24 protein-coding genes are annotated in these 21,681 nt (G+C 70.8%); 9 read left to right on the top strand and 15 right to left on the bottom strand.

The window, feature by feature from the left end:
• The first annotated feature begins 15 nt into the window (after positions 1-15).
• Both hemQ and ACTOQ2_RS19010 read left to right on the top strand, forming a co-directional pair.
• Positions 16-717, top strand: a complete 702-nt coding sequence (gene hemQ / locus ACTOQ2_RS19015; RefSeq protein ID WP_440100951.1) for a hydrogen peroxide-dependent heme synthase — start codon at positions 16-18, stop codon at positions 715-717.
• A gap of 453 nt (positions 718-1,170) precedes the next feature.
• On the top strand, positions 1,171-1,740 hold the full coding sequence (locus ACTOQ2_RS19010; protein WP_440100949.1) for a hypothetical protein: 570 nt from the start codon (positions 1,171-1,173) through the stop codon (positions 1,738-1,740).
• A gap of 287 nt (positions 1,741-2,027) precedes the next feature.
• On the opposite strand, the gene msrB is transcribed toward ACTOQ2_RS19010, so the two are convergent.
• Positions 2,028-2,429, bottom strand: coding sequence for a peptide-methionine (R)-S-oxide reductase MsrB (gene msrB, locus ACTOQ2_RS19005; protein WP_440064253.1), 402 nt, complete (start codon positions 2,427-2,429; stop codon positions 2,028-2,030).
• A 539-nt stretch (positions 2,430-2,968) separates the two neighbouring features.
• Between msrB and ACTOQ2_RS19000 the strand changes: the two genes are divergently transcribed.
• Together ACTOQ2_RS19000 and ACTOQ2_RS18995 are read left to right on the top strand one after the other, a co-directional pair.
• Positions 2,969-3,523: an NUDIX hydrolase gene (locus tag ACTOQ2_RS19000; RefSeq protein ID WP_440100947.1), complete on the top strand. Its 555-nt coding sequence runs from the start codon at positions 2,969-2,971 to the stop codon at positions 3,521-3,523.
• Between the two features lie 134 nt (positions 3,524-3,657).
• Entirely contained in the window at positions 3,658-4,110 is a 453-nt protein-coding gene (locus ACTOQ2_RS18995) for a YbaB/EbfC family nucleoid-associated protein (protein ID WP_440100946.1), read from the top strand.
• Positions 4,111-4,204: 94 nt separating this feature from the next.
• Here the strand turns inward: ACTOQ2_RS18995 and ACTOQ2_RS18990 are convergent, their stop codons facing one another.
• The 4 genes from ACTOQ2_RS18990 to ACTOQ2_RS18975 all read right to left on the bottom strand — a co-directional run bounded on the left by ACTOQ2_RS18990 (position 4,205) and on the right by ACTOQ2_RS18975 (position 6,975).
• A complete protein-coding gene (locus ACTOQ2_RS18990; protein ID WP_440100944.1) occupies positions 4,205-5,014 on the bottom strand; it encodes a hypothetical protein in 810 nt (269 codons plus the stop codon).
• Positions 5,015-5,030: 16 nt separating this feature from the next.
• Entirely contained in the window at positions 5,031-5,420 is a 390-nt protein-coding gene (locus ACTOQ2_RS18985; protein WP_440064248.1) for a hypothetical protein, read from the bottom strand.
• A 230-nt stretch (positions 5,421-5,650) separates the two neighbouring features.
• Positions 5,651-6,022: a hypothetical protein gene (locus tag ACTOQ2_RS18980; RefSeq protein ID WP_440100942.1), complete on the bottom strand. Its 372-nt coding sequence runs from the start codon at positions 6,020-6,022 to the stop codon at positions 5,651-5,653.
• A gap of 212 nt (positions 6,023-6,234) precedes the next feature.
• Positions 6,235-6,975 (bottom strand): pyrimidine reductase family protein, encoded by a 741-nt coding sequence (locus ACTOQ2_RS18975; protein WP_440100940.1) that lies wholly within the window; start codon positions 6,973-6,975, stop codon positions 6,235-6,237.
• A 128-nt stretch (positions 6,976-7,103) separates the two neighbouring features.
• On the opposite strand from ACTOQ2_RS18975, the gene ACTOQ2_RS18970 reads away from it, so the two are divergent.
• Positions 7,104-7,508, top strand: a complete 405-nt coding sequence (locus tag ACTOQ2_RS18970; protein ID WP_440100938.1) for a hypothetical protein — start codon at positions 7,104-7,106, stop codon at positions 7,506-7,508.
• Between the two features lie 136 nt (positions 7,509-7,644).
• Here ACTOQ2_RS18970 and glgX read toward each other — a convergent pair whose 3' ends face one another.
• The 4 genes from glgX to ACTOQ2_RS18950 form a co-directional block, all read right to left on the bottom strand.
• Complete coding sequence (gene glgX / locus ACTOQ2_RS18965; protein ID WP_440100936.1) at positions 7,645-9,765, bottom strand: glycogen debranching protein GlgX; 2,121 nt, start codon at positions 9,763-9,765, stop codon at positions 7,645-7,647.
• A gap of 311 nt (positions 9,766-10,076) precedes the next feature.
• Positions 10,077-10,505, bottom strand: coding sequence for an OsmC family protein (locus ACTOQ2_RS18960; protein ID WP_329083919.1), 429 nt, complete (start codon positions 10,503-10,505; stop codon positions 10,077-10,079).
• Positions 10,506-10,683: 178 nt separating this feature from the next.
• Positions 10,684-12,324, bottom strand: a complete 1,641-nt coding sequence (locus ACTOQ2_RS18955; RefSeq protein ID WP_440100934.1) for an isovaleryl-CoA dehydrogenase — start codon at positions 12,322-12,324, stop codon at positions 10,684-10,686.
• 232 nt (positions 12,325-12,556) lie between these two features.
• Positions 12,557-14,014 (bottom strand): ankyrin repeat domain-containing protein, encoded by a 1,458-nt coding sequence (locus ACTOQ2_RS18950; RefSeq protein ID WP_440064241.1) that lies wholly within the window; start codon positions 14,012-14,014, stop codon positions 12,557-12,559.
• 143 nt (positions 14,015-14,157) lie between these two features.
• Here ACTOQ2_RS18950 and ACTOQ2_RS18945 point away from each other — a divergent pair, with 143 nt between their 5' ends.
• The 3 genes from ACTOQ2_RS18945 (at position 14,158) to ACTOQ2_RS18935 (ending at position 16,463) form a co-directional block, all read left to right on the top strand.
• Positions 14,158-14,940 (top strand): DUF1707 SHOCT-like domain-containing protein, encoded by a 783-nt coding sequence (locus tag ACTOQ2_RS18945; RefSeq protein WP_440100932.1) that lies wholly within the window; start codon positions 14,158-14,160, stop codon positions 14,938-14,940.
• 208 nt (positions 14,941-15,148) lie between these two features.
• Positions 15,149-15,646: a SigE family RNA polymerase sigma factor gene (locus ACTOQ2_RS18940; protein WP_440100930.1), complete on the top strand. Its 498-nt coding sequence runs from the start codon at positions 15,149-15,151 to the stop codon at positions 15,644-15,646.
• A gap of 1 nt (position 15,647) precedes the next feature.
• Complete coding sequence (locus ACTOQ2_RS18935; RefSeq protein WP_440100928.1) at positions 15,648-16,463, top strand: hypothetical protein; 816 nt, start codon at positions 15,648-15,650, stop codon at positions 16,461-16,463.
• A 29-nt stretch (positions 16,464-16,492) separates the two neighbouring features.
• Here the strand turns inward: ACTOQ2_RS18935 and ACTOQ2_RS18930 are convergent, their stop codons facing one another.
• The 6 genes from ACTOQ2_RS18930 to ACTOQ2_RS18905 all read right to left on the bottom strand — a co-directional run bounded on the left by ACTOQ2_RS18930 (position 16,493) and on the right by ACTOQ2_RS18905 (position 20,708).
• Positions 16,493-17,254, bottom strand: coding sequence for a sirohydrochlorin chelatase (locus ACTOQ2_RS18930; protein WP_440100926.1), 762 nt, complete (start codon positions 17,252-17,254; stop codon positions 16,493-16,495).
• Positions 17,251-17,979: a phosphoadenylyl-sulfate reductase gene (locus ACTOQ2_RS18925; RefSeq protein ID WP_344746662.1), complete on the bottom strand. Its 729-nt coding sequence runs from the start codon at positions 17,977-17,979 to the stop codon at positions 17,251-17,253. Before ACTOQ2_RS18925 ends, ACTOQ2_RS18930 begins: the two co-directional genes overlap by 4 nt.
• On the bottom strand, positions 17,976-18,152 hold the full coding sequence (locus ACTOQ2_RS18920) for a hypothetical protein (RefSeq protein ID WP_440100924.1): 177 nt from the start codon (positions 18,150-18,152) through the stop codon (positions 17,976-17,978). The genes ACTOQ2_RS18925 and ACTOQ2_RS18920 overlap by 4 nt, the downstream gene beginning before the upstream one ends.
• Positions 18,149-18,292 (bottom strand): hypothetical protein, encoded by a 144-nt coding sequence (locus ACTOQ2_RS18915; RefSeq protein WP_012893136.1) that lies wholly within the window; start codon positions 18,290-18,292, stop codon positions 18,149-18,151. The genes ACTOQ2_RS18920 and ACTOQ2_RS18915 overlap by 4 nt, the downstream gene beginning before the upstream one ends.
• Positions 18,293-18,362: 70 nt before the next feature.
• Complete coding sequence (locus ACTOQ2_RS18910) at positions 18,363-20,045, bottom strand: nitrite/sulfite reductase (protein ID WP_440100923.1); 1,683 nt, start codon at positions 20,043-20,045, stop codon at positions 18,363-18,365.
• A 537-nt stretch (positions 20,046-20,582) separates the two neighbouring features.
• Positions 20,583-20,708, bottom strand: a complete 126-nt coding sequence (locus ACTOQ2_RS18905) for a hypothetical protein (RefSeq protein WP_440064229.1) — start codon at positions 20,706-20,708, stop codon at positions 20,583-20,585.
• 92 nt (positions 20,709-20,800) lie between these two features.
• Here ACTOQ2_RS18905 and ACTOQ2_RS18900 point away from each other — a divergent pair, with 92 nt between their 5' ends.
• Positions 20,801-21,646, top strand: coding sequence for a TIGR03084 family metal-binding protein (locus ACTOQ2_RS18900; RefSeq protein WP_440100921.1), 846 nt, complete (start codon positions 20,801-20,803; stop codon positions 21,644-21,646).
• The last annotated feature ends 35 nt before the right edge of the window (positions 21,647-21,681 follow it).

Genomic DNA, 21,681 nt, shown 5'->3' with positions numbered 1-21,681 from the left:
GACAAAGGGGTGACGATGACGGACGGGAACCCGCGGCCCAAGGCGCGCGACCTGAACCAGGTGATCCGCTACACGATGTGGTCGGTCTTCAGGATGAAGGAGCACTGCCCGGGACACCGCGAGGGCATGGCCGCCGAGGTCGAGGAGCTCATGGCCCAGATGGGGCGCAAGGACGTGGTCACCCGCGGCCTGTACGACGTGGCGGGCTTCCGCGCCGACGCCGACTTCATGTTCTGGTGGCACGCCCCGACGGCCGAGGACCTGCAGGAGACCTACTCGCGCTTCCGCCGCACCGGCCTGGGGCAGCTGGCCGAGCCGGTCTGGTCGGCGATGGCGCTGCACCGCCCGGCCGAGTTCAACAAGTCACACATCCCGGCCTTCCTGGCCGAGGAGGAGCCACGGGCGTACGTGAGCGTCTACCCGTTCGTGCGCTCCCTGGAGTGGTACCTGCTGGACGACGCCGACCGCCGCCGGATGCTCGCCGAGCACGGCAGGATGGCCCGCGACTACCCCGACGTGCGGGCCAACACCGTCGCCTGCTTCTCACTGAACGACTACGAGTGGATGCTGGCCTTCGAGGCCGACGAGCTGCACCGCATCGTCGACCTGATGCGCGCCCTGCGCGGCGCCGAGGCCCGGCGGCACACCCGCGAGGAGATCCCCTTCTACACGGGGGTCCGCAAGCCCCCGAGCGAGCTGATCGCGGCACTGCCTTGACGCGCTCCCCGGCCTGAAGCGGGGGATTCGGTCCGTGCCGCGTCGAGCGGCACCTCTGAGGCTTCCTGCGCGGCCTTCGCGCGTTCCCGCGCCACCGCCGGGTCCGGCCCGGCGAAGGCGCGGTTCCCGAGAGCCTCGCGAAACCCGCTTTCCGCGGGCGCCGGGAGCCCCGCGAAAGCCGTGAGCCCCGCGGACTCCGCGGACTCTGGGGATTCCGCGGGTTCTGGGAGGTTCGGGAGTTCCGCGAGGTGAAGGGTGTGTCTCCTGTGACGACCCCGCGAAAAATAATCCCGTGAAGGTCTCTTTACCGCTCCCTGGCTTTGTCATACTCGGGGAAAATCACCTGTCTATGTGAGGCCAAGGGTGAAAAGGGGCGAAGGTCTGGCACGGTCCAGGCGGCGTGCTCGGGGGCGCCGGAGGAAGAAGTCTCGCTCGCGCGTTCTCGAGGTCTCGGTGGCCGTCGTCGCCTTCGCAGTGGGGGCCCTCGCGGTGAGCGGGTGGTTCTCCGGTGGGGCGACCCCCGTGGGCGGGACGGCTCGGGCGCCGGTTCCCGGCGGCGTGGCCGCCCTGGCGCCTCCCGGGGCCCCGGCGGCCGGCAAGGTGGTCGCCGCCGAGGTGGACGGGAAGGGCAAGGGGAGCGAGGAGGCGGCCGAGAAGCGGGCCAAGGCCGAGAAGAAACGCCAGAAGGACAGGGAGACCGAGGCGTCGGGGCCTTCCAAGCACACCGACAAGAAGGCGGTGGCCTACTTCGAGAGCCGTAAGGTGACCAAGCGGATCAAGGACATCCGCATGGTCGGCGGCTATCTGCGGATATACACAGACCTGCCGGAGACGGCGGACAACTCGAAGCAGGCGATCAAGCTCTGCGAGGCGGGCGTCGACTATCTCGTCGGAGAGCTCGGCATGCCCAGCCCCGTGGTCTTCGTCCAGGCCGAGTTCGGGGAGAACGGCAACCCGGTCCTGGCCAACGTCCTCGGCCCCGACGACGCCGACTGCCGCCTCACCTATCCGAGTCCGCGATAGTCGACGCGGGGGGCCGCCGGGTCACCCGGACCCTGGTCCTGCCGCAGATCGAGCAGCGCTGGGTGACCACCCGGCCGATGGTCTCGATGATCTCCCATCTGTGGCGGAGATGCACGGGAGCTCCTTAGGGTGAGCACGCTACGGATGTGTCCGAGCACTACGCGTCATCTCACTTTGCCCCTCCTGGCGGCGGTTAACCTCCCGGACGGAGCGAGGTGACCGTCCGAGCGCGGGAAGGCCCCGCCGGAGGTCGGTCCGGCGGGGCCTTCCACAGGTGAGCCGGTAGCCTACTCGACGGGCTCCAGCCTCAGCGAGATGGAGTTGATGCAGTAGCGGTCGTCGGTGGGCGTCCCGTAGCCCTCGCCGTGGAACACGTGGCCGAGGTGCGAGTCGCAGGTCGCGCACCTGACCTCGACGCGGGTCATGCCCATCGAGCGGTCCTCGATCAGCGTCACGGCCTCGGACTTCGACGGCTCGTAGAAGCTGGGCCAGCCGCAATGGCTGTCGAATTTGGTATCGGACCGGAACAGTTCGGTGCCGCAGGCCCGGCAGCTGTAGACGCCCACTGTCTTGGTGTCGACGTACTCGCCGGTGAAGGGACGCTCGGTCCCCGCCTGGCGGAGCACGCGGAACTCCTCGGGAGAGAGCTGGACGCGCCATTCGGCGTCGCTCTTTACCACCTTGTCCATTCCACCAGCCTATGCGGTCGCGGAAGCGGGCGGAGGAGCGAGTCCCGGCGTCGGGCGGCCGGTACGTACCCGGGCTGATATGCCCGGAAAAATCTTGATGGGCGAAGCATCCTTTGGTGACCGTTTTGGCGTCTTTAAGGGTGTGGAGGGTGGTTCACCTTCCCGTTGAGGGGTGAAATCATCTGCCGGTCGTCCGCGTAACGCGGATCGGTCACAATGCCGCCGTCCGGGTGGCGCGCCAGCGCCCGGACACCGGTGGGTACGGCAGGTGATTGTGCGGTCCGTCCCGTCGAGTGCCCGGTCCCGCCGCCGTGGCGGCTCCGGGGCGGACCTACCCGTCCCCGCGCGGCCGGTTCCGAGGACACCTCCCGCTTTCGCACCCGTCGTTTCCGAGGGCTTCGGACCGCGCGTCTCGACACCCATCACCGCATGCGAGCGATCCAGGTCCCGCGGCGACGGCCCGGTTCCCGGCTGGTCTACGGTTGGTCCCGACCGGCGGGCGGACGCCCGCGCCTCCCCCTCACCCAGGACGGGCTCCCTTGAGCGACCATGACCGTGACCATGACCGTGACCACGACCGTGACCACGACCGTGACCACGACCGTGACCACGACCGTGACCACGATCCGGCCCCCGTCGACCCCCGCCCGGCCGGCCGTTCCCACATCGGGGTCAGCTGCAGCTTCGTCTGTCACGACGGCGAGGGCCGGATCCTCCTGCACCGGCGCGGCCCCGGGGCGAGGGACAGCCGTGAGGTGTGGGACTCCGGGGCGGGCGAGCTCGGGTTCGGCGAGGACTTCGAGGAGTGCGTCCGGCGCGAGGTCGGCGAGGAGTTCGGCGCCACCGCCCTGGACCTGATCCAGGTGGGGGTGGCCAACGTGAGGCGGACCTCGGGCGAGCTGCCGACGCACTGGGTGTCCGTCCAGTTCGCGGTGCTGGTCGATCCGCGGGAGGTCACGCCGTCGGAGCCGGACCGCATCGGGAACCTGACCTGGTTCGGTGAGGGCGAGCTGCCGACCGGCCTTCACCCCGCGCTGCCGGGCCTTCTCGCCCACGCGGCACCCCATATCGGCTGGTCGACCGCGCACGTCTGAACGGTGTCCGGCCGGACCTATCGCCGTACGTCCTCCTGTGACCTGATGAGGGCCATACGCCCGTGTTGGGGCCGGATGGGGTAATAGAGTGCACATGACACTCTTTGATCTTGAGTCGTTTCCTGGAGGATCGGATGACCACGGCTGACGGCCGCTTCGGGCGGACTGGCAACCCTGAGGTGGACCGGCTGGCGGAGGGATTTGACAAGCTCTCGGCGCAGTACGAGGGGATGCGCGAGGAACTGGCCGATATGCGGGCCCACGGCGAGGCGGCCGACGGGCTGGTGAAGGTGGAGGTCGCTCCCGGCGGGGCCCTGCTGGGCGTCGACATCAATCCCAGGGCCATGAGGCTGGGCTCCGAGGCGCTGGGGGAGGCGATCATGGAGGCCGTCGGGGAGGCCACGAAGGTGGCGTCCGCCCGGATGGACGAGGTGTTGGCGCCCCTGCTCGGCGACATGACGGGGTTCAGCGAGGCGCTGCAGGGTCGGATGCCCAGCCTGGACCCGGGGGCCGGTGTCTCCGCGGATCCGCGGGTTGCCGAGGCACTGCGGAGCCTGCGGGAGCTGCGCGACAAGTACGAGGGCTGACGCGGCCCCGCGCCGGATCGGCGCCGGTGTGGTGCGCGACGGGTGGTCCGACGTGGGGGCGGGGGCACGCCGTGTCCCGCCCCCACGTTCGCGATCAGGTGTAGGACCAGCCTTCCCCCGGCGACCTGACCGCGCTCCTGCGCGTGATGTCGTCGAAGTCCGTCTTGCCGTCGGTACCGTCGCTGTTGAGGTTGGCCTGCGGCAGGGGGAACTGGTTGTCCGCGCTCATCAGGGCGGTCAGATTGCCCATGCTGAAGATGACGGCCGCCGTCGCGCCGACGATCGCGTTGACCGCCGTGCCCATCAGCAACAGCCCGGACGACGCCTGGGTTGCCTGGGCCATCGCCACCACCACGGCGCCCTTCGCGGCGATCGGCGGCACGGCCGAGGCCATCATCTGCTTGCCGATCAGCTCGGCGATCTCCGAGGCGATGATGATGCCCAGGAGGCTGTCGACGATCACCCCGGCGTTGCTGACGATCTTCCGGATGTCCGACTGGGCTTCCTGTACCGCGTTGGCCATCTGCGTCGCGGCCGTCTCCGTCTGCAGGGCCTCCTGGTGGACCACCGCCATGAACCTGTCGAAGGCCTTGCGGTCCTCGCCCTCCGGCCAGGCGGCCTGGACCGCCTTGAGCTCGTTGTCCCACTCCCTGATCCGCATGTGCAGGAGTTTCAGGTTGATCGTGCGCCAGTCGTTGAAGACCTTGGTGATCGCATCGTCGTCCCACGGCTGGGCGAGTAACCAGACGGCCGCCGCGCCCGCCGCGGGTTTGGCCAGCGTCCCGGCCAGCTGAATCTTCGCCAGGCTGGCGGCCCACGAGGGGCCGATCTTGCCCAGGACCTTCATGCCGCCGATGACGGCACCCCCGGCTACGGCACCGATGAAGACCTCTTCGCCCGCCATGGTGCCTCCTTCCTGTTCAGTCGGTGGGCCCCAAGGCCTTGCCCTTTGTCGCACCTTCGAGGGCGGACCTGTCCAGCGCGATCTTGCCCGGGAGGTCCGCCATCTTCTGTGCGTCCTGTACGCGAATGGCGGTCGCCAGCTCGGCCTCCCGGTAGTGGAGCACCACGCTGAGCAGTCCCGCGTGGATGCCGTCGAGGCATTTGACGAAGTCGGCGGCCTGCTTGGCCTGGTACTCGCGGGCCGGTGTGTAGTTGTTGGCCACCGTGGCCGCGCCGATGGCACCCCACTGATAGGGGTGGAGGTGGGTGCCCTCGGCCAGGGTGCTGACCTGCTCCGCGATGGGGCGGAGGACACTGATCAAGTTCTGCGTCGCGGCCTTGAGTGCCTCGGTGTTGACGTCGACCACTGCGCACCGGCCTCCTGGATGTCACGCGTGCCGCACCCCCGTGGCACGACTCCGGGTTTCCTGTCCATGAACGAGGAGTAAACCAGGAGAATAGCCAACATTGCAGGTGTCTCTCGATCTTTGTGGCAAAGATCAAAAAAGCCTGGCATGGACGAGCGGGGCCCGGCCGTGCCGGGAAGCCTCCCGGGCCCATGCCTACCTGGCGTGAGAGCGGGAGCGGCCGGCCGGGGTCAGCTCCGGCGGCGCCGCGCGATGGTGAACGTCACGTTCACACTGATGATCCCGACCCACATGAGCACCAGGATGAACCCGAGGAGCGATTCGCTCAGGCCGGTGTAGGACACCGCGATCGTTCCCGGCACCCCGAGCCCGAGGGAGATGATCGCCAGGGCCAGCCGCTGCCCGGCGTCCAGGGAGGGGCGGACTCCGGGGCTCTCCCCGCGGGCGCGGGCGGCGAGCCGGTCGTCCACCCGCTTGTCGATCTCCTGGTCCACCTTCTCCAGGAAACCCTCGACGAGGGAGTCTTCGTATTCCGGCCCGAGGTGTCGTCGGGCCTCAAGGGAGGCGCGCAGGTCGTCACCGGAGGAAGAAGCTCGTGGCATATTCGAGATATATCGTTTCTTTGCCGAGATGTCCAGACGAATGCGGTCTGGCCTCGCGGACCTCCGGAACCCGCCGAACCCCGTCGCGAGGTCGCGGGACCCCGGCGTCATGAGTCCCGGTGTCCCGCAGCCCCGATGTCAGGGAACTCTGGAGTCACGGGGCTTTGGAGCCGAAAAGTCCCCGGAGCCGAAAAGTCCCCGGAGTCCCGGAGCTAGACGGTCCCCGCCTCCTCGCCGCGTTGCCGGACGTACCGGGTGAAGAGGAACCCCTCGTCCTCCAGGACGTGGGCCAGGCGCAGGCGCGCGAGCGTGGACGGGCCGTCGAGGACCCTGGCGGCGTCCCCGCCGATCAGCACCGGGCTCACCGTGAGGCAGAGCTCGTCGACCAGGTCCGCGGCGGCCAGCTGGGCGTTGACCTTCGGGCCGCCCTCGCACAGCACCCGGGTCAGGCCGCGCTCGGCGAGCTCCCGCATCGCCAGCGCCGGATCCACCCGCTCGTCCCCGGCCACGATCACGTCGGCGTGCCTGGCGGCCTCCTCGCGACGCTCCCCGGGCGCGGCCTCGCAGGTGATGACGATCGTCCGGGCGTACGGCTCCGCCTCGGCGAACAGCGGGCCCGACAGGTCGAGGTCGAGCCCGCGGGTGATCACCGCCACCGGCGGGACGGCCGGGCGGCCCTCGCGCAGCCCTCGCCACGACGGCCTGGCCCGCGCCGGGCCGTACCCCTCGGCTCGTACGGTCGCCGCCCCGGCCACGATGACGTCGGCCAGCCCGCGCAGCACCCAGAAGACGTGGCGGTCGCCCCGGCCGGAGAGCTCGCCCGACAACCCCTTCAGCCAGGTCCCGCCGTCGGCGCTGGCGACCATGTTGATCCGGAGGCAGGGGCCGGCCGGGTAGGCGTAGGCCCGCGCGAGGTCGACCTCGGCAGAGGTCTCGGGATGGATGAGGCGCATCGCCCTACCTTCGCACGAAGGCGGTCTGTGAGCTTTCCCGGCATGGTCGATAACGGTTGTGACGGCTTGTAGTGACTTCGGACGGCTCCCGATACATGATTCATCCTTGGAGACACGGGGAGGGCTGTGTGGGGCTTGTCGCGATCGTGACATGGTTGATCACCGCGATGGTCGGGATCTATCTGCTGTACCTGTGGCTCTCCGGGGGAGGGCTGCGCCAGCAGGCGACCAAGGTCACTCGCTTTCCGACATTGCTGATCTTCGCTCATCCGGTCCTGGCGGTCTCCGCCCTGGCCTGCTGGGTCGTCCACGTGCTCACCCTGGATCCGCTCTTCGCCTGGTTGTCGTTCGGCGTGCTCTCGGCCTCCGCGCTGCTGGGCTTCACGATGTTCACCCGCTGGCTGGGCGGTGGCCGCCACGCCCGCGGCGCCGAGCAGCGCTTCCCCACGGTCGCCGTCCTGCTGCACGGCGCCGTGGGGGTGGTGACGTTCGTGCTCGTCCTGCTCACCGCCGCGGTCGCGTCCGGCGCCTGAGAGGCCTCAAGGGCGCCCAAGGGACCTTCGAGGACGCCCAGGAGACCTGGAAGACGCCCGAAAGGCCTCAGGCAGCCCAAGGGATCTCAGGGCGCGGGAGAAGGATCTCAAGCCGCGCGAGAGACCTCGAAGCGCTCTACAGGCGCGCGCAGCGCAGGATCCGCACCGAGCGCGCGGTCACCTCCACCGAGGCCTCGGCCGGCCATGACTCCTCGGCGAACGGGGCCTCGGCCGGCCCGTCGTCCGCGGTGTCCAGCACGCGCTGCCACCGCTTGCCGTACTTCGCCTCGGGCAGGTTGAAGGACATGTCCTCGTGGTGGGCGTTGATCAGGAGCAGGAAGGAGTCGTCCGTGATCCGCTCGCCGCGCGTGCCCGGTTCGGTGATGGCGTCGCCGTTCAGGAAGACGGTCAGCGACTTGGCGTAGCCGGTGTGCCAGTCGCCGGCCGACATCTCCTCGCCGGCCGGGGTGAGCCAGACGATGTCGCGGGTCCCGTCGTCGGCCTTGTGGCCGTGGAAGAAACGGCGCCGCTGGAAGACGGGGTGCTCGCGCCGCAGCTTGGACAGGCTCCTGACGAAGTCGAGGAGCTCCCCCTCGGTGTTGACCAGCGACCAGTCGATCCAGGAGATCTCGTTGTCCTGGCAGTAGGCGTTGTTGTTGCCGCGCTGGGTCCTGCCGAACTCGTCACCGGCCAGCAGCATCGGCACGCCCTGGGAGATGAACAGGGTGACCAGGAGGTTGCGGCGCTGGCGCCGGCGCAGGTTCACGATCTCCGGGTCCTCCACCGGGCCCTCGGCGCCGCAGTTCCACGACCGGTTGTCGTCGGTGCCGTCGCGGTTGTTCTCCTTGTTGGCCTCGTTGTGCTTGCGGTCGTAGGAGACCAGGTCGGTCAGGGTGAACCCGTCGTGGCAGGTGACGAAGTTGATGGAGGCCACCGGGCGGCGCCCGGAGGTGGCGTACAGGTCGGCGGACCCGGTCAGCCGGGAGGCGAACTCCGGCAGCGCGGACCCGCTCCCGCGCCAGAAGTCGCGCACGCTGTCGCGGTACTTGCCGTTCCACTCCATCCACAGCGGCGGGAAGTTGCCCACCTGGTAGCCGCCGGGCCCCACGTCCCACGGTTCGGCGATCAGCTTCACCTGGGAGATCACCGGGTCCTGCTGGATCAGGTCGAAGAAGGCGCTCAGCCGGTCGACGTCGTGCAGCTCGCGGGCGAGGGCGGAGGCCAGGTCGAACCTGAAGCCGTCCACGTGCATCTCCAGCACCCAGTAGCGCAGCGAGTCCATGATCAGCTGGAGGGCGTGCGGCGAGCGGACGTTGAGGGAGTTGCCGCAGCCGGTGTAGTCGAGGTAGTAGCGCCGGTCGCCGTCGTGCAGGCGGTAGTACGACCGGTTGTCGATGCCGCGGAAGCCGAGCGTGGGCCCCATGTGGTCGCCCTCGGCGGTGTGGTTGTAGACCACGTCGAGGATGACCTCGATCCCCGCCTCGTGCAGCGCCCGCACCATCGCCTTGAACTCCAGCACCTGCTCGCCGCGCTGGCCAGAGCCGGAGTAGGCGGCGTGCGGGGCCAGGTAGGCGATCGTGTTGTAGCCCCAGTAGTTGGTCAGCCCCCGGGCGACCATCGCGTGCTCGGGCACGTACTGGTGCACCGGCATCAGCTCCACCGCGGTGACGCCCAGGCTCAGCAGGTGGTCGATGACCGCCGGGTGGCCCAGCCCCGCGTAGGTGCCGCGCTGCTCCTCGGGCACCGCGGGGTGGCGCATCGTGAGCCCGCGCACGTGCGCCTCGTAGATCACCGTCTGGTGGTACGGCGTCCGGGGCGACCTGTCGTTGCCCCACTCGAAGAACGGGTTGATCACCACGTTCTTCGGCATGAAGGGGGCGGTGTCCTCGTCGTTGCGGTTGCCGGGATCGGTGAACTGGTACGAGAACATCGCCTCGTTCCACTTCAGGTCACCCTCGACGGCCTTGGCGTAGGGATCGAGGAGCAGTTTGGAAGGGTTGCACCGGTGCCCCTGGGAGGGGTTGTAGGGGCCGTGAACGCGGTAGCCGTACCGCTGCCCCGGCATGATCCCCGGGACGTAGCCGTGCCAGACGAACCCGTCGACCTCGGTCAGCTCGACGCGCTCCTCGCGGCCGTCGTCTCCGAAAAGGCAGAGTTCGACACGCTCCGCTACCTCGGAGAACAGTGAGAAGTTGGTACCCACGCCATCCCAGGTGGCGCCGAGCGGATAGGACTCTCCCGGCCAGACTGCGCGCATGTGACCCCGTTCTCCTCTGGTCCGGCTCCCTTGTGCAGGCTGTATCTCGCCCCTGTCACTTTAAGGTGGTATCGAGGAGTTTCGTATCCGGGGTTTGGAGTGCTTTCCGTACCTGTCCTTTCCGTGCACGCCGCGCGACCACGCGTGACCGGTGAGGTACGCGTGGCCGCGAAGGCGTCGTGATCGGCCGCCGCCGACCACCCTCGGTGACCGGTTCGAGGCGACCGTCCACTCCGGGCCGCCCACCCGGGGTGAGCGCCCGGAGGGACGGTTCGGCCGCGGTCAGCCCGATCGCGGAGGCAGGGCCGCGATCAGCTCAGCAGCTCGGCGTTGAGGCTGATCGTCGTGCCCGAGAGGGCCTTGCTCACCGGGCAGTTCGCCTTGGCGGTCTCGGCCGCCTCCTGGAACTGCTCGGCCGTCAGGCCGGGAACCTGGGCGCGGACCGAGATGACGATCCCGGTGATGCCCTCGCCCGGCTGGAAGGTCACGTCCGCCTTCGTCTCCACGGTCTGGGGCGGAGTGCCGGCCTGGGCCAGCCCGTGGGAGAGGGCCATCGAGAAGCACGAGGAGTGGGCGGCCGCGATGAGCTCCTCCGGGGAGGTCTTGCCGTTGGCCTGCTCGGCGCGCGAGGGCCAGGACACGTCGAACGTGCCCACCCCGGAGGAGTCGAGGGAGACGCTGCCCGAACCGTCGAGCAGCGCGCCCTTCCACTGAGTCGTCGCGGTACGTGTCGTCGCCATGGCGATTGTCCTTTCGATCATGAACCGTTGGCCATGACCGACCCTACTCGGCGCCGTGACCCCGCCGTGTCCCGGCCACGTCCTCCGCCGTGTCCCCCGCGTGTCCCCCGTCATGTCCCGGCCGTGTCCCCGTCATGTCCCGGAGCGCCCGTTGCGCCGGAACCCGGGGGGCCGGGGTTCAGAACGAGGCGCGCTCGACGAGGACGTCCAGGTCCAGGCCGGTGGGCAGGGTGCCGAAGGCGCGGCCCGCGTCGCCGGACAGGCGGGAGACGCAGAAGGCGTCGGCCACGGCCGCGGGAGCCAGCCGGACGAGCAGAGAGCCCTGCAGCACCAGCGCCATGTCCTCGGCGACGCGCCGGGCCCGGATCTCGAAGTCGGTGGTGTCGTCCAGGGACTTGCGCAGGCGGTCGGTGGCGGCGTCCAGGTGCCGGTCGGCTCCGGCGGCGAGCGCGACCTCGGCGAAGAACGCCTCCTGGGCCTCGGGCTCGCGGCCCAGGGCGCGCAGCACGTCCAGCGCCGCGACGTTCCCCGACCCCTCCCAGATGCCGTTCAGCGGCGATTCGCGGAACAATCGCGGCATCTGCGACTCCTCGACGTAGCCGTTGCCCCCCAGGCACTCCAGCGCCTCCGCCGCGTGGACCGGGGCGCGCTTGCAGACCCAGTACTTGCTCACGGCCAGCGCGGTGCGGCGCAGCGCGGCCTCGGCCTGGTCGCCGGCGATGGCCCGGTCGGTGGCCCCGGCCAGCCGCGTCATCAGGACGGTCGCCGCCTCCGACTCCAGGGCCAGGTCGGCCAGGACGTTGCGCATCAGCGGCTGGTCGGCGAGCTTCCTGCCGAACGCGCCACGGTTCCTGGAATGGTGGACGGCCTGCGTGACGCCGTACCTCATGCCGGCCGCGGAGCCGATCACGCAGTCCAGCCGGGTCATGTTGACCATCTCCAGGATGGTCCGCAGCCCCCGGCCCTCCTCGCCCACCAACCAGGCCGTCGCGCCGTGGTACTCCACCTCGGCGCTGGCGTTGGACCTGTTGCCCAGCTTGTCCTTCAGCCGCATCAGGTGGACGGCGTTGCGGGTCCCGTCGGGAAGGACGCGGGGGAGCAGGAAGCACGACAGCCCGCCGGGAGCCTGGGCGAGGACCAGGAACACGTCGCACATCGGGGCGGAGTTGAACCACTTGTGGCCGGCCAGGACGTAGCTCCCGTCGCCCTGCGGTTCGGCGCGGGTGGTACCCGCGCGCACGTCGGATCCGCCCTGCTTCTCGGTCATCGCCATCCCGGCGAGCACGCCGCGCTTGCCGAGCGGCGGGCGCAGCCCGAAGTCGTAGCTGCGGGCGGCGAGCAGGGGTTCCCAGTCCGCGGCGAGCGCCGGGCTGTGGCGCAGCGCGGCGATCGAGGCGTAGGTCATCGAGATCGGGCAGCCGTGCCCGGCCTCGACCTGGCTCCAGACGTAGAACTTGGCGGCGCGGGCCACGTGCGCGCCCGGCCTGGCGCTCGACCACGGGGTGGCGTGCATGCCGTTGTCGACGGCGACGGTCATCAGCTCGTGCCAGGCGGGGTGGAACTCCACCTCGTCGATCCGCCGCCCGTACCGGTCGTGGGTACGCAGGACGGGCGGGTGCTCGTTCGCCAGCCGCCCCCAGTCCTGGGCCTGCTCGGAACCGGCGAGGAGGCCGAGCCGGCGCAGTTCCCCGGTGGCCCACCCCGCACCCTCGCGGGCCACGCCCTCCATCAGGGCGGCGTCGGCGGACACGTCGTGCCCGGTGAGCGGATGAGCCTGGTTGAAGACGTCATGGGTCACGTGCGGCCTCCGGTGAATCATCCGGCTCGTCGCCGGCTTCTGTGCCTATCTCAACACCCTTCCGGAGGGGGAGCGCCCTTTATTGGGGGCTATATCCGATTTTCGTCCATAGTTGGACACCGGCCCCCGGAAGTTCACCCCGCCGTACGCGGGACGGGCCCGTCCGCGCCCCGACGACGCCGGGGCGGGGACGGAGCGGGGACAGCGGGGACAGCGGAAACGGAGCCCGAGCGCGGAGCGGCCGGCTCGCGGGTCAGGGGTTCTTGACCAGATCGCGGATGTAGTCGTCGTCCTCGTCGCTCTCGGCGAGCACGCGGTCGGCGCCCCGCTGGGCCCGCGCGTCGCCCCGGGTGGCCAGGCCGCGGGTGGCCTCGGCGACCGTGTTCAGGTCCTCGTCGTCGAGCCTGGCGGCCAGCGCGTCGCGGACCCGCTCGCTGTCCTGCGGGGCCTCCGACAGGCCCGCCAGGCCCATGGTGGCCCAGTCGCGTACCTCCGCGTCGGGGTCCTGCGTCATGGAGATGAGCAGCGCGAGCCCCTCGGCGTCGCCCGGGGGCAGGACGGCGGCCAGCGCGGCGGGGTCGGCCTGCGTGCGGGTCCAGCCGTCGGCGTTGATGATCTCCAGCACCTCGGGCAGGGCGCGCGGGTCGGCGTGGTGGCCGAGCGCGCCGAGCACCGAGCGCAGCACCCGCTCGTCGCCCTCGGTGGCCGCCATCCGGCGCAGGATCGGCAGCGCCTCCTCCAGGTAGGGCTTCTCGTCGCCGGTGAACCCGAACTGGGCGAGCACGTCGACGGCGAACTCCCGCTTGCGCGGGTCCTCGTTGGAGCACAGCCGCGCCGCCGCGTCGAAGGTCTCCCCGTCACCGCGCCCGCTCAGCGAGCTCGCCACGGTCCACCAGGTCTCGGCCTCCTCGTCGATGTCCCGGTAGGGCATCGCCCGCTCGACCATCTCGTCGAACGGCAGCCGCTCGCCCGTGGCGTCCTCCAGCAGGGTGGCGACGGCCGCGTGCCCGCGCTGGCAGGTGAGCTCGGCCAGGCGGGTCCCGTCGGGGCCCACCGCCGCGACGGTCACCAGGTCGGTGCCGTCCTTCGCCCTGCTGCGGCCCACGACGAACTGCGAGTCCTCGGGGACCTGCTCGGTGATCTGCTCCAGGAGCGCGCTCTCCAGCTGGGTGCCCAGCCAGTCGTAGGCGATGGACAGCGGCGTGTCGCCGTCGCCGTCGGGCCGGTCGGCCTCGGCGCCCGCCCGCAGCAGCGCCTGCACGACGCCCAGGGCGCCGCGCCGGGTGGCCAGGGTGAGCGCGGTGTCGCCGGTCTCGTTGGCGTCCTCGGGGTCCGCCCCGGCGGCGAGCAGCGTCTGGATCGCGTCGGCCCGCCCGTTGGCGGCGGCCCAGAGCAGGGCGGTCCACCCGCCGGCCTCCCGCCCCGACACGTCGGCACCGGCGGCCAGCAGCGCCTCCAGGGCCTCGACACGGTCCAGGGCGGCGGCGGCGGACAGGGGCAGCCCTCCGTCCTCACCGCCGCTGATCCGGTTGGGGTCGGCTCCGTGGGCCAGCAGCGCGCGCACGACGGCCACGCGGCCCTGGTTCGATGCCAGGTAAAGGGCGGTGGGCTCTTCCGCGCCCTCGGGGTCGGCGCTCGTGCCGCCCTGCAGCAGCCGCTCGGCCCGCTCGGCGTCGTTGGCCGCCACCGCGTCCAGGAGTTCTCGGTACATGTCTCCGGATCATATGGCGTGCCTCCCCGGCTCGGCCGTACGCCGGCCTCGCGCCCGGCGACGAGGCGTCATCCGATGTGTTTACCGGGCTTCCTCCTTCTGAGGGATCCTCTATTGGGGCAACTCGCGATATGTTGTGAGTTATGAATGATCCCGGGGATATGCGGGTCTCGGACGCGGAGCGGGAAGCCGCCGTCGAGTGGTTGCGGGTCGCCTCCGTCGAGGGCCGCCTGACCCTCGGGGAGCTGACCGAGCGCACCGAGGCGGCCTACACCGCCCGCACCCAGGCCGAGCTGGCGGTGGTCACCTCCGACCTGCCCGGCGGCCACCCGGTGCCCGCACCCGCCTACCCCCCGCCCCCGGCGGAGCGGAGCGGCCAGGCGCGTCGCTGGTTCGTCGCGGTGCTGGGCAGCTCCAAGCGGCGCGGTTCGTGGAAGATCGACAAGCCGCTCGGCGCCGTCGCCGTGATGGGTGACGTCGTGCTGGACCTGCGCCAGGCCGAGGTCCGCACCGGGGGAGTGGTCGACATCATGGCCACCGCGGTCATGGGCGACGTGAAGATCATCGTCCCGGACGGGGTGGACGTCGAGCTCGACGGCATCGCCGTCATGGGGGACAAGAAGGTCCAGGTCATCGAGGCGCCCCCGGGCACGAACGCGCCGCTGGTCAGGGTCAGGGCCTACGTCCTCATGGGAGACGTCAAGGTGGTCGGGGACGCCAAGGCCAAGCCCCTCAAGAAGGCGTGGGCCGCCTGGCGGGAGCAGTGGAACGAGCTGCGCGGCGAGCTCACCGGCGGGCCGGGCCCCCACCAGGTCGGACCGGGCTCCCACCAGATCCACCCCTCCCACCAGGAATGGTCGCGGCACCCGCAGGCGCACCCGTGGCCTCCGGCGCCGCCCCAGCCCCCGCAGCCGCCCCGCCACTGAACGGGGCTCAGCCATCCCTTCCCGCGCGGAGAGCTAGCTGGCTTGATCAGGACCAGACCGCGGTCTGGGTTGCCCTCCCTCTCCCGCTCTTCCGCGCGGAGGGCTCCTTCCGTGCCCTCCGCGACCGAACCCCGAGACATGTGCAACGTCCCGGGACCCTCGGAGCGTAGTGATCGGTGACATACACCGAACAGTGAGGATTCCCCCGATGCGAGATCGGGCTGACTTCGAGCACTACGTGGAGCAACGCTCGGCCCGTCTCTTGCGGGCCGCCTACCTGCTGTGCCGCGACTGGGGCACGGCGGAGGACCTGTTGCAGACGGCCCTGGCCAAGGCGTGGCTCGCCTGGCGCAGGGTGGGCGACGATCCGGACCCGTACGTCTACCGCATCCTGGTCAACACCCACGCCACCTGGTGGCGCCGCAGGTGGCGTGGAGAGGTGCCGAGCGAGATCCTCCCCGAGGCGCCTGACGGTGACACGACGGACGCGCTGGCCACGCGGGAGGCGGTCCGGCAGGTCCTGGCCGGGCTTCCCGGCAGGCAGCGGGCCGTGATCGTCCTGCGCTACTTCGCGGACCTGCCCGACCAGCGGATCGCCGAGATCCTCGGCTGCTCGGTGGCGACCGTACGCAGCCAGGCCAGCCGGGCGCTGCGCAAGCTGCGCGTCGATCCCGCGGCCGTCGCCGCCATCACCACGGGGAGCTGAGATGACGATCACCGAATCCGAGCTGCGCGAGATCCTGAACGGGGACGGGGACGGGGACGGGGGCGAGGACCAGACCAGAGGCGTGACCGTCGCCGGTGTCTACCGGCGCGTCCGCGCGATCAGGCGCCGCCGCCGCTGGACGGCGGGTGGCGCGGTCGCGGTCGCCCTCACCGTCGCGATGGCCCTCAACACGCCCGCGGGTGGCGCCGCCGACGACCCGGACGTCTGGACCGGCGTCATGGCCCGGCCGTCCCCCACCGTCCCGACGACGTCGCAGCCGCTGGGCGGACCGTACCCCGGGGACGAGGTCGCGAGCGGTGACTACAGGACCGGCGGGAAACGCGAGCGACTCCGGATCGGATCCGGGAGCAAGCCGCTGAAGGTGACCGTCCACTGCTCCGGGCCGCTACGGCGGGCGCTCGTCTGGATCGGGGACGGTCCTCCCCAACGGCACCTCTGCGGAACCGGTCCCGACGGGTACACCATGGAGATCTACTGGGACAACGTGGGCGGCACGGTGATCGAGGGCGAGGATCGCCTGGCCGGGGGACGGGTCGTGTCCGCGGCCGTACTGCCCGGCGAGGTCGACAGGGCGGGCAGGACGGCCGGTGAGCTGGTCGAGGGGATGGAGGGCCTCTTCGAGGGCTGGGAGGAACAGCTCGCCGGAGCGGAGCCCTTCCCCCTCAAGTGGTCGGTCACGGTGCGGGAGATGATCCACCCGGTCTGCCGGGACAACGTACGCCAGGTGGATCCGCGCACCGAGGAAATGGTCCGCCTGACCTGCCAGGGTGGGACCACCCCCTCGAGTGGTCCCTGAGATCCGTGCGGCTCGGCTCCCGTCGGGATTCAGGCCGTGGCGAGCGCCGGATGCCGGTGCGTGGCCCGCTCGTAGCGTTCGAGCAGCACCGCGGCGACCTCGGGGGCGGCGCCCAGCACGTCGGCGACGGCGTCGGCGCCCGCGGCCAGGGTCTCGCGGCGGATCTTGTCGGCGAAGTGGCCTGGGGCGAGCAGGTAGGGGGCGACCACGATCCGCGAGGCTCCCGAGCGTCGCAGGCGCAGCACCGCCTCCTCGGGGGTGGGGCCGGCGGCCGAGGCGTAGGCGGCGGTCACCGACCGCCAGCCGCGCGCCCTCGCCCAGTCTCCGGCGATCCCGGCGACCGTCGCGTTGGCCCGCCGGTCGCTGGAACCGGCCGAGACCAGCACCACGGCGGTGCCGGGCTCGCCCGGCTCCACACCCGCCTCGGCCAGGCGCCGCTCCAGCGCGGTGACCAGCAGCGGGTGCGGGCCCAGCGTGGCGCCCGCGTGCACGCGCAGAAGGGGCCTGCGGGCCGTCGCCTCGGCCAGCGCGCCGGGGATGTCGACCCGGCTGTGGTAGGCCTCGGTGAGTAGCAGCGGCAGCACCGCCGCCTCGGCCAGCCCCGACAGCGCCATGGGAAGCGTCGGGGTGGTGTGGTCGAGGTAGGCGGTGCGTACGAGGAGCTCGGGCCGCGCGCCCCGTACCAGGTCGAGCAGGTCCTCCACCGTCGCCGAGGCGCGCGGGTCGCGGGACCCGTGCGCCACCGCGACCAGCGGTGTCCCGACGGCGGCGCCGGGGGCACGCCACGTCATACGTGCAGCCCGCACTCGGTCTTGCCCATGCCCGCCCAGCGACCGCTGCGCGGGTCCTCTCCCGGGGCGACCTGGCGGGTGCAGGGGGCGCAGCCGATCGAGGGGTAGTTGTCGTAGTGCAGCGGGTTGATCAGCACCCCGTTGTCGGCCATGTAGTTGTCGACGTCCTCCTGCGTCCACCGGGCGATCGGGTTGATCTTGACCATCTGGCGCTTGGCGTCCCACTCGACGACCTTGACGCCGGCGCGGGTGACGGCCTCGTCGCGGCGGATGCCGGAGACCCAGGCGAGGTACGGCTCCAGGGCGCGGTTGAGCGGCTCGACCTTGCGCAGGTAGCAGCACAGGTCGGGGTTGCGCCCGAACAGGCGCGGACCCAGGTCGCGCTCCTGCTCGGCCACCGTGCGGGACGGCTTCACGTCGATCACGTTCACGTCGTAGACCTGCTGGACGGCGTCACGGGTGCCGATCGTCTCGGCGAAGTGGTAACCGGTGTCGATGAACAACACGTCCACGCCCGGCTTGACCCGGCTGACCAGGTCGATCAGCAGGGCGTCGCTCATCGAGGCGGTCAGGCAGAGCCGGTCGCCGAAGGTCGCCGCCGCCCAGCGGATGATCTCGAGGGCCGAGGCGTCCTCGAGGAACCGCGCGGCGGACTCGACGATCTCCTGCAGATCGAGCGTCCCTCGCTGCTGACGTAATCCGACTTCGATGTCCACCAGTGTCATCGCTCGCTCACCCAATCCTCGTTCGCCGCGCGGGCAGGTCGTGCCGCGCGGACCACTGCGCTCGTCGTCGTGCCGGAATTCACCGTGCGGGCCGCGCGGATCGCGGTGACCTCGCCGGTCGGAGAGGTCACCGCGGTCATCGCGTTCGCCGCGCCGGATTCGCCGCGCGTCACGAGCGCACCCCGATTCCGAGAAACTTCAGTTTGAAGGCGCGCACGCACGACCGGCAGTACCAGCCGCCGTCGCCCTCGTAGGGCTCCAGGTCCTCCTCGCCGCAGTACGGGCAGTGGAAGGGAACGGCTCGCTCGCTCATCCGCTCCTCCTCGTCCCGGTACGCGTCCGGCTCGTCCGGCCCGTTCCCGGGAGGACGGCGTATCGGCCGTTCACTTCAGGTCCGCCTCGTCGGCGCGCTGCACCCATTCGGAGAAGGTCTCCTCCTCGTCCTTCTGCTTCTCGAAGTTGCGGAGCACGCGCTCCACGTAGTCGGGAAGCTCCTCGGAGGTGGCCTTCAGGCCGCGGACCTTGCGGCCGAAGCCGGGGTTGACGCCCAGCGAGCCGCCCAGGTGGATCTGGAAGCCCTCGACCTGCTCGCCCTTGTCGTTGACGACGAGCTGGCCCTTGAGACCGATGTCGGCGACCTGGATGCGGGCGCAGGAGTTGGGGCAGCCGTTGACGTTGATGGTCAGCGGGTTCTTGAAGTCGGGCAGCCGCTGCTCCAGCTCGTCGATCAGGTTGGCCGCGGTGACCTTGGTCTCGACGATGGCGAGCTTGCAGAACTCGATCCCGGTGCACGCCATGGTCTGGCGGCGGAAGGTGGAGGGGTTGACCCGCAGGTCGCCCGCCTCCAGCTCGGCGACGAGGCTGTCGACCCTGTCGGGCGCCACGTCGAGGATGACCATCTTCTGCTCGACCGTGGTGTGCACCCGGTCGGAGCCGTGCCGCTCGGCGATGTCGGCGATCAGGTGCAGCTTGTCGCCGTCGAGGCGGCCGACCTTCGGGGCGAAGCCGACGTAGAAGTTGCCGTCCTTCTGCGGGAAGACGCCCACGTGGTCCCTGCGGCCGCCGCGCGGCTGCTCGGGCGCCGGGCCGTCGGGCAGGGTGTATCCCAGGTATTCCTTCTCCAGGATGTCGCGGAACTTCTCGACACCCCAGTCGTTGATCAGGAACTTGATCCTGGCCCGGTGGCGCAGACGGCGGTAGCCGTAGTCGCGGAAGATGCCGATCACGCCGCCGTAGGCGGGGGCGACCTGGTCCGGGGTGAGGAAGACGCCGAGCCGCTTGCCCAGCATCGGGTTGGTGGACAGGCCACCGCCCACCCACAGGTCGAAGCCGCGCTCGCCGTTCTCGTTCACGACGCCCACGAACGCCACGTCGTTGATCTCGTGCACGGTGCAGTGCGCCGGGCACCCGCTCACCGCGGACTTGAACTTGCGCGGCAGGTTGGAGAAGGCCGGGTCGCCGATGTAGGTGTCGTGGATCTCCTGGACCAGCGCGGAACCGTCGATGACCTCGTCGGTGTCGATCCCGGCCAGCGGGCAGCCCAGGATCACCCGCGGGGTGTCGCCGCAGGCCTCGGTGGTGGACAGGCCCACCGACTCCAGGCGCTCCCAGATGTCGGGGACGGCCTCGATCTCGATCCAGTGCAGCTGGATGTTCTGCCGGTCGGTGACGTCGGCGGTGCCGCGGCCGTAGAGGTTGGAGATGTCGGCGATGACGCGCAGCTGGGCCAGGTTGAGCCGGCCGCCGTCGATCCTGACGCGGAGCATGAAGTAGCGGTCGTCGAGCTCCTCCGGCTCCAGGATCGCGGTCTTGCCGCCGTCGATCCCGGGCTTGCGCTGGGTGTAGAGCCCGAACCAGCGCATCCGGCCGCGCAGGTCGGCGGGGTCGATGGAGTCGAAGCCGCGCTTGGAGTAGACGTCGATGATCCGTTGACGGACGTTGAGGCCGTCGTCGTTCTTCTTGTTCTCCTCGTTCTTGTTCAGGGGCTCGCGGTAGCCGAGAGCCCACTGACCTTCGCCGCGCGGGCGCTTGTGATGTCGATTCGCCGACCGGGCTGGGGTCGTCATGTGCGCGTCCTTTTTGTGGCTCGATGGAATGATTTCCGGACGCGCACCGGCGGCACCTCCCGCCTCATCGTCGAGTGCGGGGGTTGATTACTCAGAAGAGGACGCCTGTTACGCGGCCGAGCTGGGTGAAATCAGCAGGGGGCGACGGTTAACGGACGTCACAACAGATGGCACTGCGGACACGCAGGAGGTCGACGTGGCGTCGCACGACGAGCAACGGGTCCGCTGGCATGTATACGACGATACCCCGGGCGTCGTGGATGTCCAATGTCAGGTCCACTATCTGGACGTGAGTGTGGACATCCGGTCGCGGACGCGGTGATCCGGACCCGCGCCGGAGCGCGGGGGCCGGGAGCGTCCGTAGCGCGGAGCACCGGCCCGCCTGGAGCGCCGGTCCGGCAAGGGGGCCGGTCCGGCGGGGACACCGGTCCGATGCAGAGACCGGCCCGATGCAGAGACCGGCCCGCCCGGAACGCCGGCCCGCCCGGAACGCCGGCCCGGCAGGGGGTGGACGTTCCTGACGAGCCGGGTCGCGGGTCATCCCTGGCGCGGCCAGTCCAGCGCCGACTCCCTGGGCTCGGGGGCGGGCTGGTGCTGGCAGTCGCACCACGAACCTCCCCGGCACTTCTCGTGCCGCCGCTCCTTGCAGTCTTCGCAGATCACGTGCAGTCCTCGCAGATCATGAGTCCATTCTGCGCTGTTCCTTCTAGAATATTACTCGGTTATCCTTGTCCGGGTCGCGACAGGGAGGCGTCATGGGGCTGATGGACGAGCTGCTGGCGGACCTGCGCGCCGAGACGGCCGAGTTCGACGCCATGATCGGAGGCCTCGGCCCCGGCGAGTGGGAACTGCCCACCCCGGCCGAGGGCTGGGCGGTCCGGGACCAGGTCGGCCATCTCGCCTGGTTCGACGACGCAGCCTCCCTCTCCGCCGTCGACCCCGAGGCGTTCCGCGCCGCCCTGTCCGCGTTCCTCGCCCGAGGGGACTCCGCGGTGGACGAACTCGCCGCCGTCTCGCGCGGGCTGACCGCGGCCCGGCTCCACGAGTGGTTCCGCGAGGCGAGGGCCCGCTGCCTGGAGGCCTTCGCCCGGCTGGACGCCGGTGCCAGGCTGCCCTGGTACGGGCCCGAGATGTCGGCCGCGTCCTTCGTCACCGCGCGCCTGATGGAGACCTGGGCCCACGGGCAGGACGTGGCGGACGCGCTCGGAGTCGAACGCGTGCCGACCGCCAGGCTCAGGCACGTGGCGACGCTCGGGGTGCGCGCCATGCCGTACGGCTTCGCGGTGCGCGGCCTGGAGCCGCCGTCGCGCCCGGTGCGGGTGGAGCTGACCATGCCCGACGGGTCGCTGTGGGAGGCAGGGCCCCCGGCCGCCGCCGACGTGGTCCGCGGCCCCATGCTCGACTTCTGCCTCCTGGTGGTCCAGCGCCGCCACCTCGCCGACACGTCCCTGCTGGTGCGCGGCGAGACCGCCCGGACGTGGACCGCGATCGCCCAGGCCTTCGCCGGGCCCCCGGGCAAGGGGCGGGCCCCACTCGGGCCGGGGCCCGGATCAGGGCGTGGGTCAGAGCCCGGACCAGGGACTGGATCAGAGCCCGGATAAGAGCCTGGATCGGGGGCGGTTCAGGGGGATGCCGG

It is taken from the genome of Streptosporangium sp. H16 (assembly GCF_051918855.1).
Classification (GTDB): Bacteria; Actinomycetota; Actinomycetes; order Streptosporangiales; family Streptosporangiaceae; genus Streptosporangium.
The sequence above is the reverse complement of the archived record's forward strand: the minus strand, read 5'-3'. Positions and strand labels throughout refer to the sequence as shown.